Here is a 14,308-nt window from a genome sequence, read left to right as displayed (position 1 = left end):
CCTGCCCCCGTGTGTCTCCGGTGTCCGCGCGAAGGCCCGGTTTCTACCAGGCATCCAGATGCCGCCTCGGCCGCTTCGCGCGCTTGGGCTGGTTGACCGTCGCGAGGATGACCCGACGAGTGTCCGCCGGGTCGATCACGTCGTCGAGTTCGAAGACGGATGCGGCGTTGTAGGCTCGGCCGTCCCGCTCGTACTCAGCGACGAGCCGGTCGAATTCCGTCTGACGGGCGATGGGGTCGACGATTGCGTCGAGTTCACGTGTGAAACCCAGGCGTACCGCGCCCTCCGGCCCCATCGCCCCGAAGGCTCCCGTTGGCCAGGCGACAATTGCTTCCGGAACCCGAAAGCTGCCGCCCGCCATGGCCTGCCCGCCCAGGCCGTAGGCCTTGCGGATAACGACCGTGCACAGCGGCACGGACAGGTTCGGGCCGGTCACGAAAATGCGCCCGAAGTGCCGCAGAGCGCCCGTTTCCTCCGAGGCCGGGCCGACCATGAACCCCGGCGTGTCGCAGAGCGAGACGACGGCAATGCCATAGGTGTCGCACAGGTGCAGAAAGCGTGCCAGTTTGTCGGCGCCGTCGCTGTCGATCGCGCCGCCCAGCTGCTGGCCGTTGTTTGCGACGAGGCCGACGGGCAGTCCTTCGATTCTTGCGAGGCTCGTGATCATGCCGCGGCCGAAGCGTTCTCTCAGCTCGAGCACGGACCCGGTGTCGGCGAGTACCTCGATCACCCGCCGAATGTCGAAGGTGCGCGTTCGCTTCTGCGGCACGAGGTGGCGGAGTTCCTGTTGGTCGGTGGCCGACCACTCCGGCGCGGTGCCGGCGAAGAAGGCCAGGTACTTCTTCGCGACCGAGACCGCGGCGGCTTCATTCGCCACGAGCACGTCGATGGCGCCCGTGTCGGCGAGCATCGGGGCGGGGCCGATGTCGTCCGCATCGAACGTACCGAGACCGCCGCCCGCGATCATTGCGGGGCCGCCCATGCCGATGTTGGCGTCTTCCGTGGCGATCGCGAGGTCGCAGGAGCCGACGATTGCCGCATTTCCTGCGAAGCAGCGCCCCGAAGCGATCGCGACCGTCGGGACCCGTGCGTTGAGACGGCCGAGCGCGACATACGTGCCGAGATCCATGCCGGTGGCCTTGGCGGAATTGTCGGTGTCTCCCGGCCGGCCGCCGCCGCCCTCGGCGAAGACGACGACGGGAGTCGATCGCCGTCGCGCGAGTTCGAAGATTCGCTCGGCCTTCTTGTGATTTTGCAGGCCCTGAGTGCCGGCCAGAACGGTGTAGTCGTAGGCGAGCACCGCGATCTGAGCCGCGGCGGCCCCGCGCCCGTGCGCGTCGAGCGTGCCGAACCCGGCGACCAGCCCATCGGCCGGGGTGTTGCGTTCCAGGTCGTCGACGGATCGTCGTCGCCGCTGGGCGGCGATCACGAGTGCTCCGTATTCGACGAAGCTTCCGTTGTCGCACAGGTCGGCCACGTTCTCCCGTGCCGTGCGCTTGCCCCGAGCGTGTCGCTTGGCGATGGCGTCGGGGCGGGCCTCGTCGAGTACGAGGTCATGTCGGCGCAGGTTTTGCTCCGTGTCCTCGCGCACGGATGCGACCGGGCCGGTTTCGCGGGCGTGCTCGACGCCGCTCGGTGGCCGGGGGCCCGGACCGAGACAAACGGGATTGCGGTTGGCCGCATGGAGGGTGGCCAGCGCCTGACCGACCGCGACTTGATCACCGACTGAGATCTCCACTGCGCCGATCGTGCCAGAGACGGCAGCGATCACCTCATGCTCCATCTTCATCGCCTCGACCACCACGAGCACTTGGCCGCGGCTGACCACGTCGCCGGAGCGCACGGTGACCGAGATGACCGACCCCGCGATCGGGCTGCAGATGTGACCGCCGTCGGCGGGCGTTGCCGTTGTTGCGGTTCTCGCCAGATCGTCCGCCAGCGTGGTCGTCAGTGCGCCGCGCCGCACATCTGGTTGCGCGAGCAGGTCGAGCAGGGCAGCCAGATTGGTGGTCGGCCCTGCGATATCGAAACGCATCAGCGCGCCCACCAGAGCATCGACAGCATCGGTCAGGTCGGTGCCTGGTCGATGCACGAGGACCTTGGCCAGGAGCGGGTCGAAGTCGGTGCTGGCGGTGAGCCCGACGAATGCCCCGGTATCGGTGCGGATTCCCTCGCCCGTCGGGGGCACGAAACGACTAATCGTGACGGGTTCAGCCGTGTCGAGCGTGAGCCGGGCCTCGATGCAGATGCCGGTGGCAGCCCCGATCGAGGCCTGGCTGATTCCGAGCGAGGCGAGCGTCGCTCCACGGCAGAGATCGAGCTGCAGGCGAACGATATCGACGCCGGTCACCTGCTCGGTGACTCCGTGTTCGACCTGAAGCCGTGGATTGCCCTCGATGAAGTAGAACTCGGTCGGATTGTCGACGTCGAGCAGAAACTCGATGGTGCCCACCCCGCGATAGCGCACACTCCCGGCGATGCGCAGCGCGGCGTCCAGCATCCGCTGCTCCGTGGTGGGGTCCAGAGCCGGGGCCGGGGCAATCTCGACCACTTTTTGGTGGTGACGCTGCAGGCTGCAATCACGAGTCCAGAGGTGCACGACCGCCCCTGTGCCGTCACCCACGATCTGCACCTCGATGTGCCGGGAGCGCGGCAGATAGTTCTCAACGTAGACATCGGCGCGCCCGAAACTGCGCAGGGCCTCCGACGCGGCGCGCTCGAGCGCCGTGGCCAGCAGGTCGACGTGCTCAACCATGCGAACCCCCTTCCCACCGCCGCCGCTGACGGCCTTCACGATCACGGCTCCGCGTGACGCCGTCATGAAACGCGTCGCAGAATCGAGATCAGTCGGCCCGGTTGTGGCCTCGAGCACGGGCACACCGCAGGCAATGGCGAGCTCCCGGGCTACCGATTTGTCCCCGAACGTGTCGAGGGTCTGCGGGGTCGGCCCGACGAAGACCAGACCGGCACGCTCGCAGGATCGGGCGAACGCGGCGCTCTCGCTGAGAAAGCCCCATCCCGGATGAACGAATCCGGCTTCGGACAGGGTCGCCGCCCGGGTGATCTGCTCGATATCCAAATAGGCGGCTGCTCCAGTGCCGGCCAGGCAGACCGAGGCATCGGCTTCGCGCACGTGCAGGGCATCCGCTTCATCGGCGGTGTACAGTGCCACGACGCGGAAGCCGCCGGCATGAGCCGCCCGTGCGATTCGCACGGCGACCTCGCCGCGGTTCGCAATCAAGACCGTTCCGGCGCTGTCGCTCACTCGAGGTCCCTGGCGATCACTCGACCGCTTCCCGTGCGCGGAAACGACGTGCGCAGGCGAATTTCATCGGGCACGGCACGCTTGCCGAGAGTGGTGCGGCACCACTCGATGAAGCCGGGCTCGGTGTAGCCGGTATCGGGGATCACGTGGGCGACGACGAGCGCGTCGAGACGCTCGTCCTCCTTGGCCGTGATCGCGACGTCGGTCACGAGCGGGCACGCCTGCAGATCCAGCTCGAGCGCATAGGTGGAGAGATTCTCGCCGCCGCGGCGGATGATGTGCATCCGTCGCCCTCGAAACTGGAAGCGGCCGTCGGACTGCCGCACCATGATGTCGCCGGTGCGCAGCCATTCGCCGTCGACGAGCGTTTCGGCGGTCGCCTCCGGGGCGTCGAGATAGCCGAGCATCAGGGTCGAGCCGGGCTTTCCCTGCACCCACAGCTCGCCGGGCTCGCCGTCGGCCACGTCGTCGCCGTCGTCGCCGACCAGTCGAACGCCCGGCACCCCGAGAAAGGGCCGTCCGATTGTCACCCGATCGTCGGTATCCCACGCAGAGCCGCCGAGCACGCCGGTGACGGATTCGGTCTGGCCGTAGATCTGGCGCATCTCGATGCTGGCGAAGCGGTCATCCCACTCGTCCCAATCGGCCGCCGAGAGGGTCATTCCGTACTGGATGAGGCGCAGGCCGCCCGAATCGGACTCGCCCGATGCGATGGCCTTGTGCAGAGCCATGCGCAGTGGGGGAGCGACCATCGAGCTCACGGTCGCGCCCGTGGTGCGCGCGGCGGAGAAATAGCCGCTCGCGCTGAAGCGCGGCACGATGGCGATCGAACCGCCCGTGACGAAGGGGGGCGCGCACAGATAGAGTTGCGCATTCGTGTGGAAGAACGGCGAGCAGAGATAGTGGCGGTCGGTCGCGAGGTATCCGCTGCTGCGCGCGAGGCGCTCCGCCGCCATCACGATGTTTGCCTGGGTCAGCTGCACCCATTTGGGCAGCCCCGACGTTCCGGATGTGGGCAGCACGGCGGCCACGGATGTCGACGGTCCGGTGGCGGGTTCGGCTCCGAGTCGGGCGAGCCCGTCGATGGAGCCGTAGTGCCCGACGAGTCCCAGATCGGTCGGCACGATCAGGCGCGCCGTGGAACCCGTGCGTGCGATGGCCGCTCTGGCCTGCGCGGCATTCGCGGTGCAGGCGAAAACAACCGACGGGTTGGTCGCCGCGATCGCGCGCTCGAAGACCAGCACGCCGGATTCGACGTCGATGGCCTGCACGATTGCGTCGTTTGCGAGAATCGCGAGCCACAGGGCGACGTTGAGCGGGGAGTTCGGAAGTGACAACAGGGCGGTGCGCTGGTCGGTCACTCCGATCGCCGCGAGTCGACGACGAAGTTCCGCGGTGTCGGTGACCAGACGTTCCCAGGTTGTCTCGCGAAGGCCGTCTGCCTCGGCGGGGTTCGGCAGATCGACGATGACGTGCTCGCCCGACCGGTGATCGGCCCAGTGCCGGGCAAGAGCCCAGATTGTCTGCTGGGAAGCGGTATCGAAGGTGGGGGCCACGACGAGCCTACGGCTGCGACAGGTCGGTCGTCGGTGGCACCCGAAACGACGCCATGACGGGCTTCAGCCCCTCATCCACGATGCGCTGGCGGATGGCGAGAACGTCGGGTGAGAGGTGGAGCAGGGCGTCGGCATCCGCTACCGCCGCCGCCGCCGTGCGCACTCCCATGGCCTCCATCGCCCGGTTGATCGAGAGTTTTTTCATCGTGAGCACGTCGGGCGGTGTGAGCGCCATACGTGCGGCGAGGCTCCGAACGGCGTCGAGAAGGCCGTCGTCGGCCACGGCGTGATTGGCCCAGCCCCATTCGACGGCCGTGCGACCGTCAATGCTGTTGCCGGGCACGAAGGCGAGTTCCTTCGCGCGCTTGGGGCCGACCAGGGGAGCCCACAGAGGGGCGATGTACCCACCGCCAATCGGGATGGTCGGTTCGCCGATCTTGGCATTCTCGGTGACGATCGTAATGTCGGCGAAGACGCACAGCTGGGTGCCGCCGGCGATGCAGTAGCCGTGCACGGCGGCGATGACTGGCTTCGGATGGTCCCAGATCGCCAGAAAGCGGTCGAGGTTACGCTGCAGCCGGGTACGGTCGGCAACCGGGTCGGCCCGGCGTGGAACGCCGACCTGGCCGATGTCGTAGCCGGAACAGAAGCCCTTGCCCTCGCCGCGGATCGCGAGGATCGGCCCGCCGTGAGTCTTTAGGTAGTCGAGCGCGCGGCTGAACTCCTCCAACATGTCGCCCGACAGTGCGTTGGCACGGTCGGGTCGGTTCAGTACGATCCACGTCACCGGTCCGTCATCTTCGATGCGGATATGGTCGAATTCGACCGCGGTGGTGCCTTCGGAAATGGTCGTCATGGATGTTCCGCCTTTGGAATTCCGCATCGAGAGAGAAGCCTGTATTCCGCGAGCCTAGGAGTTTCCCCCGTCACAGTCAACTTAATCGTTGACGCGCGGCGCGCTTCGGTGCAGAGTGGAGCATGCGGCCGATGTGGCCCGCCAGAAGAACCGCCAGAGGAGAACCATGGCTCAGTCGAGCGTCGGTCAGGCCGAAATCGATCGGCAGGCGGCTGCCCTCATGGTCGGCCTCCCGGCCGGCCCTCCGCTCGATGCGATGACCGAGACGCTGATCGGGCTGGCAATCCGCGCTTCGGCGATGTCGCTCGACGTCGACGGTTCGCGCCGCTATATTGAGCGCGCTCTCGCCGGTGGTTCGACGTTCGCCCAGGTGCAGGAGGTCATCACGTTGGTGTCCGGCACCGGGGTGCACAGCTTTTTCGAAGCGACCCGCATCCTGGACTCCCTGGTGACCGAGCCCGGTGCGCCGCCCTGGGATGACGAGCGCCAGAGGCTCTGGGACACGTACGTCGGGGAGGGTGGCCGCTGGGCCACTATGCAGGAAGAAATCCCCGGCTTTCTCGCGGCGCTGAACCGCATGTCGCCCGAGGCGTTCGAAGCCTTCTTCCTGTTTTGCGCGGTGCCGTGGCGATCGCGCCATCTCTCGAACCTCACGAAGGAACTCATTTCGGTGGCGGTCGATGCCAACCCGAGCCATCGCTACCTTCCCGGAATGCGCCTGCACCTGCGCAACGCGATCAGGCTCGGCGCGGGCCGAGCGGCGCTCGAGCACACCCTGCGCATCGCCGCCGTCGGGCCGGCGCCCCACGGCGTACTCTGACGGTGAGTGAACGTGAAAGTCATTCAACGGTGATGTTGACAAATGATAGGACGTCCACGTACTTTGGATGACGTCGACGGTTCACCAGTAGAGTCGCGACAACTCCACGACGCGGCAACTCCACGACGCGGCAACTCCAGACGGAAGAGGGAACGCAATGATGCGTACTGCACTCGAAGCAAGGTCGAAGCGATGACCGTTTTCAGCGAGGCTGTCCCGCTCGGCGATCTTCTGGTTCGCGGCGCGGCGCGGCATCCCGATCGGGTGGCGCTGGCTTTTCCGGATCACGAACTCACCTACGCGCAATTGCTCTCGGGAGCGGTCCTGACGGCCCGCGGGCTGCACGCGCTGGGCGTGCGGCGGGGGGACCATGTCGGACTGCTGATGCCGAATTCGCCCGAGTTTCTCGAAGGCTATTTTGCGATCACCCTGCTGGGCTGTGTCGTGGTGCCGCTCAATGCGCGCTACCGCAGCTCCGAGCTCGCCTACGTGATCGACCATGCCCGCCTGCGAGTGGTGCTCGTTACCGACCGCAATTCCGAGCGCTGTGACTTCCGGGCCATCCTGTCCGAGAGCCTGCCCTCACTGGCGGATGCTGTCGTCGGTGCGCCGCTCGATCTGTCGGAGGCGCAGAATCTCACCCACATCGTGATGCTGCGCGGCGCAGAGAGCCCGGGATTCGTCGGTCAGGATCGCTTTTTCGCGGCAGCGGCCGGCACCCCGGCCGAACTCATCGAGGCCATTCGCTCGACCGTTCGCCTCAGGGACGTGGCGATGCTCCTCTACACATCGGGCACGACCGCGCACCCGAAGGGATGCCTGATCTCACATGAGGGGATCAGTCGCGGCAGCCTGGGGCGGATGCGCCAAAACGTGCCGCTGGTCGACCACAACGTCTACTGGTGCCCGGGGCCGCTCTTTCACATTGCCGCGATGCAGGTCATGCTCGGGTCGATCGGGCTCGGCGGCACCTTCGTGTCGGACACCTATTTCGACGGCCCGCGCGCTCTCGAGCAGATTCGTCAATACCGCGTGACCTCGCTCTGGCCGTGGTTTCAGGCGATCATGAACGGCTTGACGACCGCTCCGGGATTCAGTCCGGACGATCTCGCGACCGTCACCTCGATCAGCCTGATCGGGCCTCCGAGTTTTCTTCGCGACGTCCAGGCGATGGTGCCGCAGGCGACCCACATCAATGGCTCCGGCATGTCGGAGCTCTCGGGGTACTACGCGATGTCCCCTCTCGACGACTCCGCGGAGATGCGCGCGACGACCGGGGGCAAACCGGTCAGTGGCGTCGAGGTGCGCATCATCGACCCCGAGACCGGGATCGACGCCCCTCGCGGAACCATCGGAGAGATCCTGGTGCGCGGGTACCTGCTGATGGAGGGGTACTACCGCGATCCGGACAAGACCGCCGAGGCGATCGACGCGGACGGGTGGCTGCATACGGGCGACCTCTACGTGCAGGACGAGGATGGCCACATCACCTATGAGGGCCGGCTGAAAGACATGCTCAAGGTCGGTGGTGAGAACGTGCCGGCAATCGAGGTCGAAGCGTTCCTGTGCACGCACCCCTCGGTCATGCTGGCGGAGGTCATCGGTCGACCGGACGAGCGACTGGACGAGGTTCCGGTTGCCTTCGTGGAGATTGCCGCCGGGTCGGCGGTCACCGAGAACGACCTGATCGATTTCTGTCGCGGGAGGATCGCCAGCTTCAAGGTGCCGCGTGCGATCTTCTTCAAGACCGCTTCCGAGTGGCCCATGTCGGCGACGAAGATCAACAAGGTGGCCCTGCGGCGGGAATTGGGCGAAATGGCGCTGCACGACGCGTAATCGGTGTCGCCGGTTCAGCACCGAGACTCAACTTTTCAACGTTGACGTTGACAGAGTCAACGTGCGTGTGACAGGGTCTAAACACCGAGGCGCGGCGGCGGTAACACTCCCCGCCGGTGCCTCAGGAGCAGGAGCGGGGGTCCCCGGAACGATGACGTTCTCCCCCGAGGCACGCAAAGGAGCGCGACATGACCATAACCACGACAACGCCGGAAACCACGACAACGCCGGAGCAGAACGTGGCGTTGGCCAATCAATTCGCCGCGGTTTTCTCTACGGGTAACGTGGCGGACATTCTGGAACTGCTGCATCCCGACGCCACGTACTGGGTGTCGGGCGGCATCGAGGGAATGTCCGGAACCTACACGAAAGCGGCCTTCGGCGAACTCCTCGCCGGCGTCACCTCGGTGTATACCCTCGGGGCGCTGGCGATGACTCCGACCTCCGCGATCGCCCAGGGAGACAAGGTTGCCGTTGAAGCGGAGTCTTTCGCCGAACTGAACAACGGCCGCGTCTACCAGAACAGCTACCACTTTCTGTTCGAGATGTCCGAAGGCAAGATTCTTCGGGTCAAGGAATACATGGACACCAAGCACGCCTACGACATCTTCTTCGCGTAGCAAGCCCGCTGCGCGCAGGTACAGGATTTTCACCGAACACCGATTTTCACCGAACTACTTCAACGAAGAGGGCAGAAAAATGGCAATGGAAACTGGTTTGATCTTTCACCCGTACATGCGGCCGGAGCACACGGCTCGAGAGACGTTCGAGTGGGGAGTGCAGAGCGCGATCGCCGCTGACAAGGCAGGCCTGACGTCGATGATGATCTCCGAGCACGCCTCGCAGCAGTGGGAGAACATCCCCAACCCGGAACTCATCATCGCTGCGGCGGCGCTGCAGACCGAACACATCAAATTCGCTCCGATGGCACACATCCTCCCGCATCAGCACCCGGCCAAGCTGGCCATTCAAATTGGCTGGCTGTCGCAGATCCTGCAGGGCCGCTACTTCCTGGGAATCGGCGCGGGAGCCTATCCTCAGTCCTCCCTCATTCACGGAATCAAGAATGGGGCGGACACCGAATTCACCAACACGATGGTTCGTGAGTCGCTCGAGATCATGGAGAAAATCTGGAAGCGGGATCCGTTCTTCTTCGAGGGCAAATTCTGGAATGCCGGCTACCCGGAACAGACGGTCTCAGACGATCCAAACGATGAGCAGCACCTGCTCGCGGACTTCAGCCCCTGGGGCGGAGTCGCCCCGGAGATCGCCGTCACCGGATTCAGCCCGAAGTCTCCGTCGATGAAATTCGCCGGAGAGCGGGGATTCCGCCCGATCTCCATCTTCTCCGGGCTGGACGCGCTCAAGACACACTGGGAGACCTACTCGACCGCGGCGCTCGCCAACGGGCACGTGCCCGACCGGGCGCGCTACCACGTGTCGCAGACCGTCTTCGTGGGCGACACCGACAGGGAAGCCAAGCGCGAGGTCATGGAAGGCCCCATTGGATATTGCTTTGAGCACTACCTGATCCCGATCTGGTTCCGCTTCGGCATGATGGACGGTTTCATCAAGGACGCCGGCGCCGAGCGAGGCGACGTCAACCTCGAGTGGATCGTTGACAACGTCTTCGTGGTCGGCTCGCCCGACACGGTTGTGGACAAGATCAGCACTCTCTTCGAGAAGAGTGGCGGCTGGGGAACGCTGCAGGTCGAATCCCACGACTACTACGACGACCCCGCTCCGTGGTTCCACTCGCTGGAGCTTCTGTCCAAGGAAGTGGCACCGCGCATCAAGCTTCCCGAGAAGGTCGGCGCTGCCGCCTAGACTCGCCCGTTCGCCAAAAAAAGTACACCGCCCGCGAGGGCGGTGTACTTTTCTGGTTTACGTCAGTCGTTGCGGGGAACGCGAATGATGAGCGCGTCTCCCTGGCCGCCGCCCCCGCAGAGGGCGGCGGCTCCGATGCCGCCACCGCGACGCTTCAGTTCGAGAGCCAGGGTCAGCACCAGGCGGGCGCCACTCATCCCGACGGGATGGCCCAGGGCGATCGATCCTCCGTTGGGATTGACCCGGTCGACGTCGAGCCCCAGCTGCCGAGTCGATGCGAGCGCGACGCCGGCAAAGGCCTCGTTGATTTCCACGACATCCAGGTCGGTGATCGCGAGCGAACCCGAGCGACGCAGTGCATCCCGAATCGCACCGGCGGGCTGCAGCAGCAGCGACGCATCGGGGCCGGCGACCGTGCCGTAGCTGACGATCTCGGCCAGCCAGTCGAGCCCGCGACGGATTGCTTCGTCCTTATCCATCACGACGAGGGCGGCGCCGCCGTCGGAGAGCTGGGCCGACGATCCGGCCGTGATCGTACCGTCAGCGGCGAACGCCGGGCGCAGGCCGCTGAGCTTCTCGGCCGTGGCACCCGCCCGCACTCCTTCATCGGTGTCGATAATGGTGTCGCCCGCGCGCGTCGTCACGGTCACGGGTGTGATCTCACCAGCGAAACGACCCGCCGCGATCGCTGCGGCAGCCTTCTGGTGGGACGACGCGGAGAATTGATCCTGTTCGGCGCGGCTGATGTTCAGGGGGGCCTGGTGCTGTTCAGTGGATGCCCCCATGCTCTGCTGTTCTATGCCACAGGTCAGCGCGTCCCGGTCGAGAGCGTCTTCAAGCGCGGTGGGGCCGTGCTTGAAACCCTTGCGCGCACCGCGAAGCAGGTAGGGAGCGTTGGTCATCGACTCGAATCCGCCGGCGACCACGATGGTGCTGTAGCCGGCACGAATGGCCTGGTCGGCCTGTGCGAGAGCGGTGAGCCCAGAGAGGCAGAGTTTATTCACGGTCGTCGCGGGCACCGACAGCGGGATGCCGCCAGCGATCGCGGCCAGACGGGCCGGGTTGGCGCCGACCCCGGCCTGCACGACGTTGCCCATGATAACCGCGTCGATCTCGGTGCCCTCGATTCCCGCTCGCTCGAGCGCTGATCGCACGGCCACGCCGCCGAGTTCCGCGGCGGTGAGCGAGGCGAGCGAGCCGAGCAGTTTTCCAATCGGCGTGCGGGCGCCGGCGACGATGACAGAAGTCTTCATTCTTGCTCCAAAGGGGATGGGTGTCGTGAGTGGATTCTCTCAAAAATATATAACTAAGTCCTAGTAAATGCTAGACCTTCCTAGTATATTACTGAGGTAGCCGTACTCGTTGCCTGGCTCGCCTATATATAAGGAGTGAAAAAGTGAAGATCGTTGTTCTCGTGAAGCAGGTGCCGGATACCTATGGCGAGCGAACCCTGGACCCAGCGACCGGCTGGATCGATCGTGCGGGCAGCGACGCCGTCATTGATGAGATCGACGAGCGTGCGCTCGAAGTGGCGCTGAGCTACAAAGACTCCCACAAGGGCACCGAAGTGGTCGTGCTGTCGATGGGGTCGAAAGCGGTCACGGTGGGTCTGCGCAAGGGGTTGGCCATGGGTGCCGACTCGGCCGTTCACGTTCTGGATGCCGCGCTCGAGGGTGCCGATGTCGGCTGGACCGCGGCCGCGATCGCGGCCGCGCTCACGAGCACCGGATTCGACCTGGTCATTGCGGGCAACGAGTCGACGGATGGCGGTGGCGGGGTCGTGCCCGCCATGGTGGCCGAACGCCTGGGCCTTGCGCACATGACATTTCTGGAGTCCGTCGACATCTCCGCTGACCAGGTGGCCGGGGAGCGCACGACCGGGCAGGGGACTCTGCGCGTACATGCGTCGCTGCCGGCGGTCATCTCGATCACCGAGAACCTGCCGGAGGCCCGCTTCCCCAACTTCCGGGGCATCATGTCGGCCAAGAAGAAGCCCTTCCGGGTCGCATCGCTCGGCGACCTCGGCATCGACCCGGCCGTCGCCTTCGCCGGAGTGGGGCGTTCTGTCGTGCTGCAGGCGACCAAGCGTCCGGCCCGCACTGCGGGCACAAAAATCGTTGATGAGGGAAATGCCGGCGTCAAGCTCGCGGATTTTCTCGTCGCTGGCCACCTGATCTAGGAAAAGGACTCGTCCATGTCGAACATTCTTGCGCTCATCGAAGTTTCCAGTAACGGCGACCTGAGGGACTCGACCTCATCGCTGCTCGCTGCCGCAGCCCGGATCGGCTCTCCGGTTGCCGTGGTCGTCACTCGGCCGGGGGCAGGGAGCGCACTCGTCGAACGACTCGGTAACCTCGGAGCCGCCCAGGTGGTGTTGGCCGAGAGTGACCAGGCGGGCACGCTGCTGGTCACGCCGCAGGTCGACGCCCTGGCCGCGGCGGTGTCGACCCTGGCGCCCGGAGCGATTCTGACGGTGAATTCGGTCGAAGGTCGTGACGTTGCCGCCCGTCTGGGGGTGCGAATTGGTGCCGGACTCGTGATCGACGCGGTCAACCTGCGCTCAGAGGGCCTGACCATCGTCGCCACTCACTCGGTTTTCGGCGGCGCGTACACGGTCGAATCCACCGTGCAGGGCAGGCCGCTGATCGTGACCGTTCGCGAGGGTGCGATCGAAGGTCCGGCGGATGCCGCGGTGCCCGTCGTCACGACCGTGTCGCTGACGAGCGACGCGCGTAACTCGGCCGTGATCGACGAGGTCATTGACCTCGTCGTCACGTCGACCCGGCCGGGGCTGCGCGGCGCGACCCGGGTCGTGTCCGGGGGCCGAGGGCTCGGCTCGCCGGAGAAGTTCGCACTCGTCGACCAGCTGGCGGATGCGCTCGGCGCCGCCGTCGGGGCCTCGCGGGCGGCTGTCGACGCCGGTTTCGTCGGGCAGACGTGCCAGGTCGGTCAGACCGGTGTTACCGTCTCGCCGCAGCTCTATGTGGCACTGGGTATCTCGGGCGCCATCCAGCACCGCGCCGGAATGCAAACCGCCAAGACGATCGTGGCCATCAACAAAGACGCGGACGCCCCCATTTTCGACATCGCCGACTTCGGCATCGTCGGGGATGTCTTCACCGTGGTGCCGCAGCTCATCGCGGCCATCGAGTCCCGCGGCAAGAAGTAGGCCACGCCCATGCGCACGAGCAAGTGGTTCAGGCTGGTCTGGATCGTTCCGGCGGCCCTGGTCGGGCTGGCGGCCGTCGTTCTGGTTGCGCAGGGGCTGCGTACCCTGCCCGGGGTCCAGTCGTTTCTGGCCGAGTACCCCGGTGAGTCAGCGGTGCCGGCCGGGGCTCCCGTCGGGTTTCCGGCCTGGCTCGCCTGGCAGCACTTTCTGAGCTCGTTCTTTCTGCTGCTGATCATTCGCAGCGGCTGGCAGGTGCGCACGACCACCCGGCCAACGGCGAACTGGACGCGCAACAACACGGGCCTGATCCGAACCCGGAACCCTCCGGCCAAGATCAGCCTGACCCTCTGGTTTCACCTCAGCCTCGACGCGCTCTGGGTGCTCAACGGGCTCGTCTTCTACGTGCTGATCTTCGCGACCGGCCAGTGGCTGCGCCTCGTGCCGCAGAGTTGGGACGTGTTTCCCAATGCGCTGTCCGCCGGCCTGCAGTATGCCTCGCTGAACTGGCCCACCGAAAACGGCTGGATCAACTACAACAGCCTGCAGCTTCTGGCCTACTTCGTCACGGTGTTCCTTGCGGCGCCCCTGGCCGTCATTACCGGGCTGCGGATGTCCGGGGCCTGGCCCAAAAATGCGGCCGCGTTCAACCGGGCCTATCCGCTGCAGCTGGCCAGGGCCATCCACTTTCCCGTGATGCTCTACTTCGTCTTCTTCATCATCGTGCACGTGACGCTGGTGTTCAGCACCGGCCTGTTGCGCAACCTGAACCACATGTATGGGGGAAGCGACAGCGAGAGCTGGGTCGGATTCTGGATCTTCGGCGCCTCGGTCGTCGTCATGGCGGCTGCCTGGTTCGCGGCCCGGCCGCTCTTTCTGCGCTCGATCGCGGCCCTGTCGGGATCCGTCACGCGGTGAATCCGGCGTCGCCGACTCCTTGGCAGATGTGTTTTACTTGCCCTACCTAGTAAATACGTGCACT

General features: G+C 65.7%; 11 protein-coding genes. 7 read left to right on the top strand and 4 right to left on the bottom strand.

Annotation, left to right across the window (positions count from 1 at the left end):
* Nucleotides 1–43: 43 nt before the first annotated feature.
* The 3 genes from E3T55_RS17870 to E3T55_RS17860 are packed head-to-tail and all read right to left on the bottom strand — an operon-like array spanning nt 44 to nt 5,677.
* The gene (locus E3T55_RS17870) at nt 44–3,265 is read right to left on the bottom strand and encodes an acetyl-CoA carboxylase family protein (RefSeq protein WP_134520893.1); all 3,222 of its coding nucleotides are present in this window, start codon (nt 3,263–3,265) and stop codon (nt 44–46) included.
* Complete coding sequence (locus E3T55_RS17865) at nt 3,262–4,821, bottom strand: class I adenylate-forming enzyme family protein (protein WP_134520892.1); 1,560 nt, start codon at nt 4,819–4,821, stop codon at nt 3,262–3,264. Before E3T55_RS17865 ends, E3T55_RS17870 begins: the two co-directional genes overlap by 4 nt.
* Before the next feature lie 7 nt (nt 4,822–4,828).
* Nucleotides 4,829–5,677, bottom strand: a complete 849-nt coding sequence (locus E3T55_RS17860) for an enoyl-CoA hydratase/isomerase family protein (protein WP_134520891.1) — start codon at nt 5,675–5,677, stop codon at nt 4,829–4,831.
* Between the two features lie 166 nt (nt 5,678–5,843).
* On the opposite strand from E3T55_RS17860, the gene E3T55_RS17855 reads away from it, so the two are divergent.
* The 4 genes from E3T55_RS17855 (at nt 5,844) to E3T55_RS17840 (ending at nt 10,160) form a co-directional block, all read left to right on the top strand.
* Nucleotides 5,844–6,497: a carboxymuconolactone decarboxylase family protein gene (locus tag E3T55_RS17855; RefSeq protein ID WP_134520890.1), complete on the top strand. Its 654-nt coding sequence runs from the start codon at nt 5,844–5,846 to the stop codon at nt 6,495–6,497.
* A 63-nt stretch (nt 6,498–6,560) separates the two neighbouring features.
* Nucleotides 6,561–8,333, top strand: a complete 1,773-nt coding sequence (locus E3T55_RS17850; RefSeq protein WP_198418605.1) for a class I adenylate-forming enzyme family protein — start codon at nt 6,561–6,563, stop codon at nt 8,331–8,333.
* Nucleotides 8,334–8,521: 188 nt separating this feature from the next.
* The gene (locus E3T55_RS17845; protein ID WP_134520889.1) at nt 8,522–8,953 is read left to right on the top strand and encodes a nuclear transport factor 2 family protein; all 432 of its coding nucleotides are present in this window, start codon (nt 8,522–8,524) and stop codon (nt 8,951–8,953) included.
* 85 nt (nt 8,954–9,038) lie between these two features.
* Nucleotides 9,039–10,160, top strand: a complete 1,122-nt coding sequence (locus E3T55_RS17840; RefSeq protein WP_198418604.1) for an LLM class flavin-dependent oxidoreductase — start codon at nt 9,039–9,041, stop codon at nt 10,158–10,160.
* Nucleotides 10,161–10,222: 62 nt separating this feature from the next.
* On the opposite strand, the gene E3T55_RS17835 is transcribed toward E3T55_RS17840, so the two are convergent.
* Complete coding sequence (locus E3T55_RS17835) at nt 10,223–11,413, bottom strand: acetyl-CoA C-acyltransferase (RefSeq protein WP_134520887.1); 1,191 nt, start codon at nt 11,411–11,413, stop codon at nt 10,223–10,225.
* A 143-nt stretch (nt 11,414–11,556) separates the two neighbouring features.
* Here E3T55_RS17835 and E3T55_RS17830 point away from each other — a divergent pair, with 143 nt between their 5' ends.
* From E3T55_RS17830 to E3T55_RS17820, 3 genes are read left to right on the top strand one after another with little or no spacing between them, the layout of a single operon-like run.
* Entirely contained in the window at nt 11,557–12,339 is a 783-nt protein-coding gene (locus E3T55_RS17830; RefSeq protein WP_134520886.1) for an electron transfer flavoprotein subunit beta/FixA family protein, read from the top strand.
* Between the two features lie 15 nt (nt 12,340–12,354).
* Nucleotides 12,355–13,329 carry an electron transfer flavoprotein subunit alpha/FixB family protein gene (locus tag E3T55_RS17825; RefSeq protein WP_134520885.1) on the top strand — a complete coding sequence of 325 codons (975 nt, stop codon included), beginning with the start codon at nt 12,355–12,357 and terminating at the stop codon, nt 13,327–13,329.
* Nucleotides 13,330–13,338: 9 nt separating this feature from the next.
* A complete protein-coding gene (locus tag E3T55_RS17820) occupies nt 13,339–14,244 on the top strand; it encodes a cytochrome b/b6 domain-containing protein (RefSeq protein WP_134520884.1) in 906 nt (301 codons plus the stop codon).
* Nucleotides 14,245–14,308: the final 64 nt, after the last annotated feature.

Origin of the sequence: Cryobacterium frigoriphilum, assembly GCF_004403305.1 — a bacterium.
GTDB classification, from domain to species: Bacteria; Actinomycetota; Actinomycetes; order Actinomycetales; family Microbacteriaceae; genus Cryobacterium; species Cryobacterium frigoriphilum.
The sequence above is the reverse complement of the archived record's forward strand: the minus strand, read 5'-3'. Positions and strand labels throughout refer to the sequence as shown.

Excerpts from the sequence above, each read along its gene's own strand:
- E3T55_RS17845 (WP_134520889.1), top strand. The coding sequence starts at position 8,522 with ATGACCATAACCACGACAACGCCGGAAACCACGACAACGCCGGAGCAG.
- E3T55_RS17825 (WP_134520885.1), top strand. The coding sequence starts at position 12,355 with ATGTCGAACATTCTTGCGCTCATCGAAGTTTCCAGTAACGGCGACCTG.
- E3T55_RS17840 (WP_198418604.1), top strand. The coding sequence starts at position 9,039 with ATGGAAACTGGTTTGATCTTTCACCCGTACATGCGGCCGGAGCACACG.
- E3T55_RS17835 (WP_134520887.1), bottom strand. The coding sequence starts at position 11,413 with ATGAAGACTTCTGTCATCGTCGCCGGCGCCCGCACGCCGATTGGAAAA.
- E3T55_RS17855 (WP_134520890.1), top strand. The coding sequence starts at position 5,844 with ATGGCTCAGTCGAGCGTCGGTCAGGCCGAAATCGATCGGCAGGCGGCT.
- E3T55_RS17820 (WP_134520884.1), top strand. The coding sequence starts at position 13,339 with ATGCGCACGAGCAAGTGGTTCAGGCTGGTCTGGATCGTTCCGGCGGCC.
- E3T55_RS17860 (WP_134520891.1), bottom strand. The coding sequence starts at position 5,677 with ATGACGACCATTTCCGAAGGCACCACCGCGGTCGAATTCGACCATATC.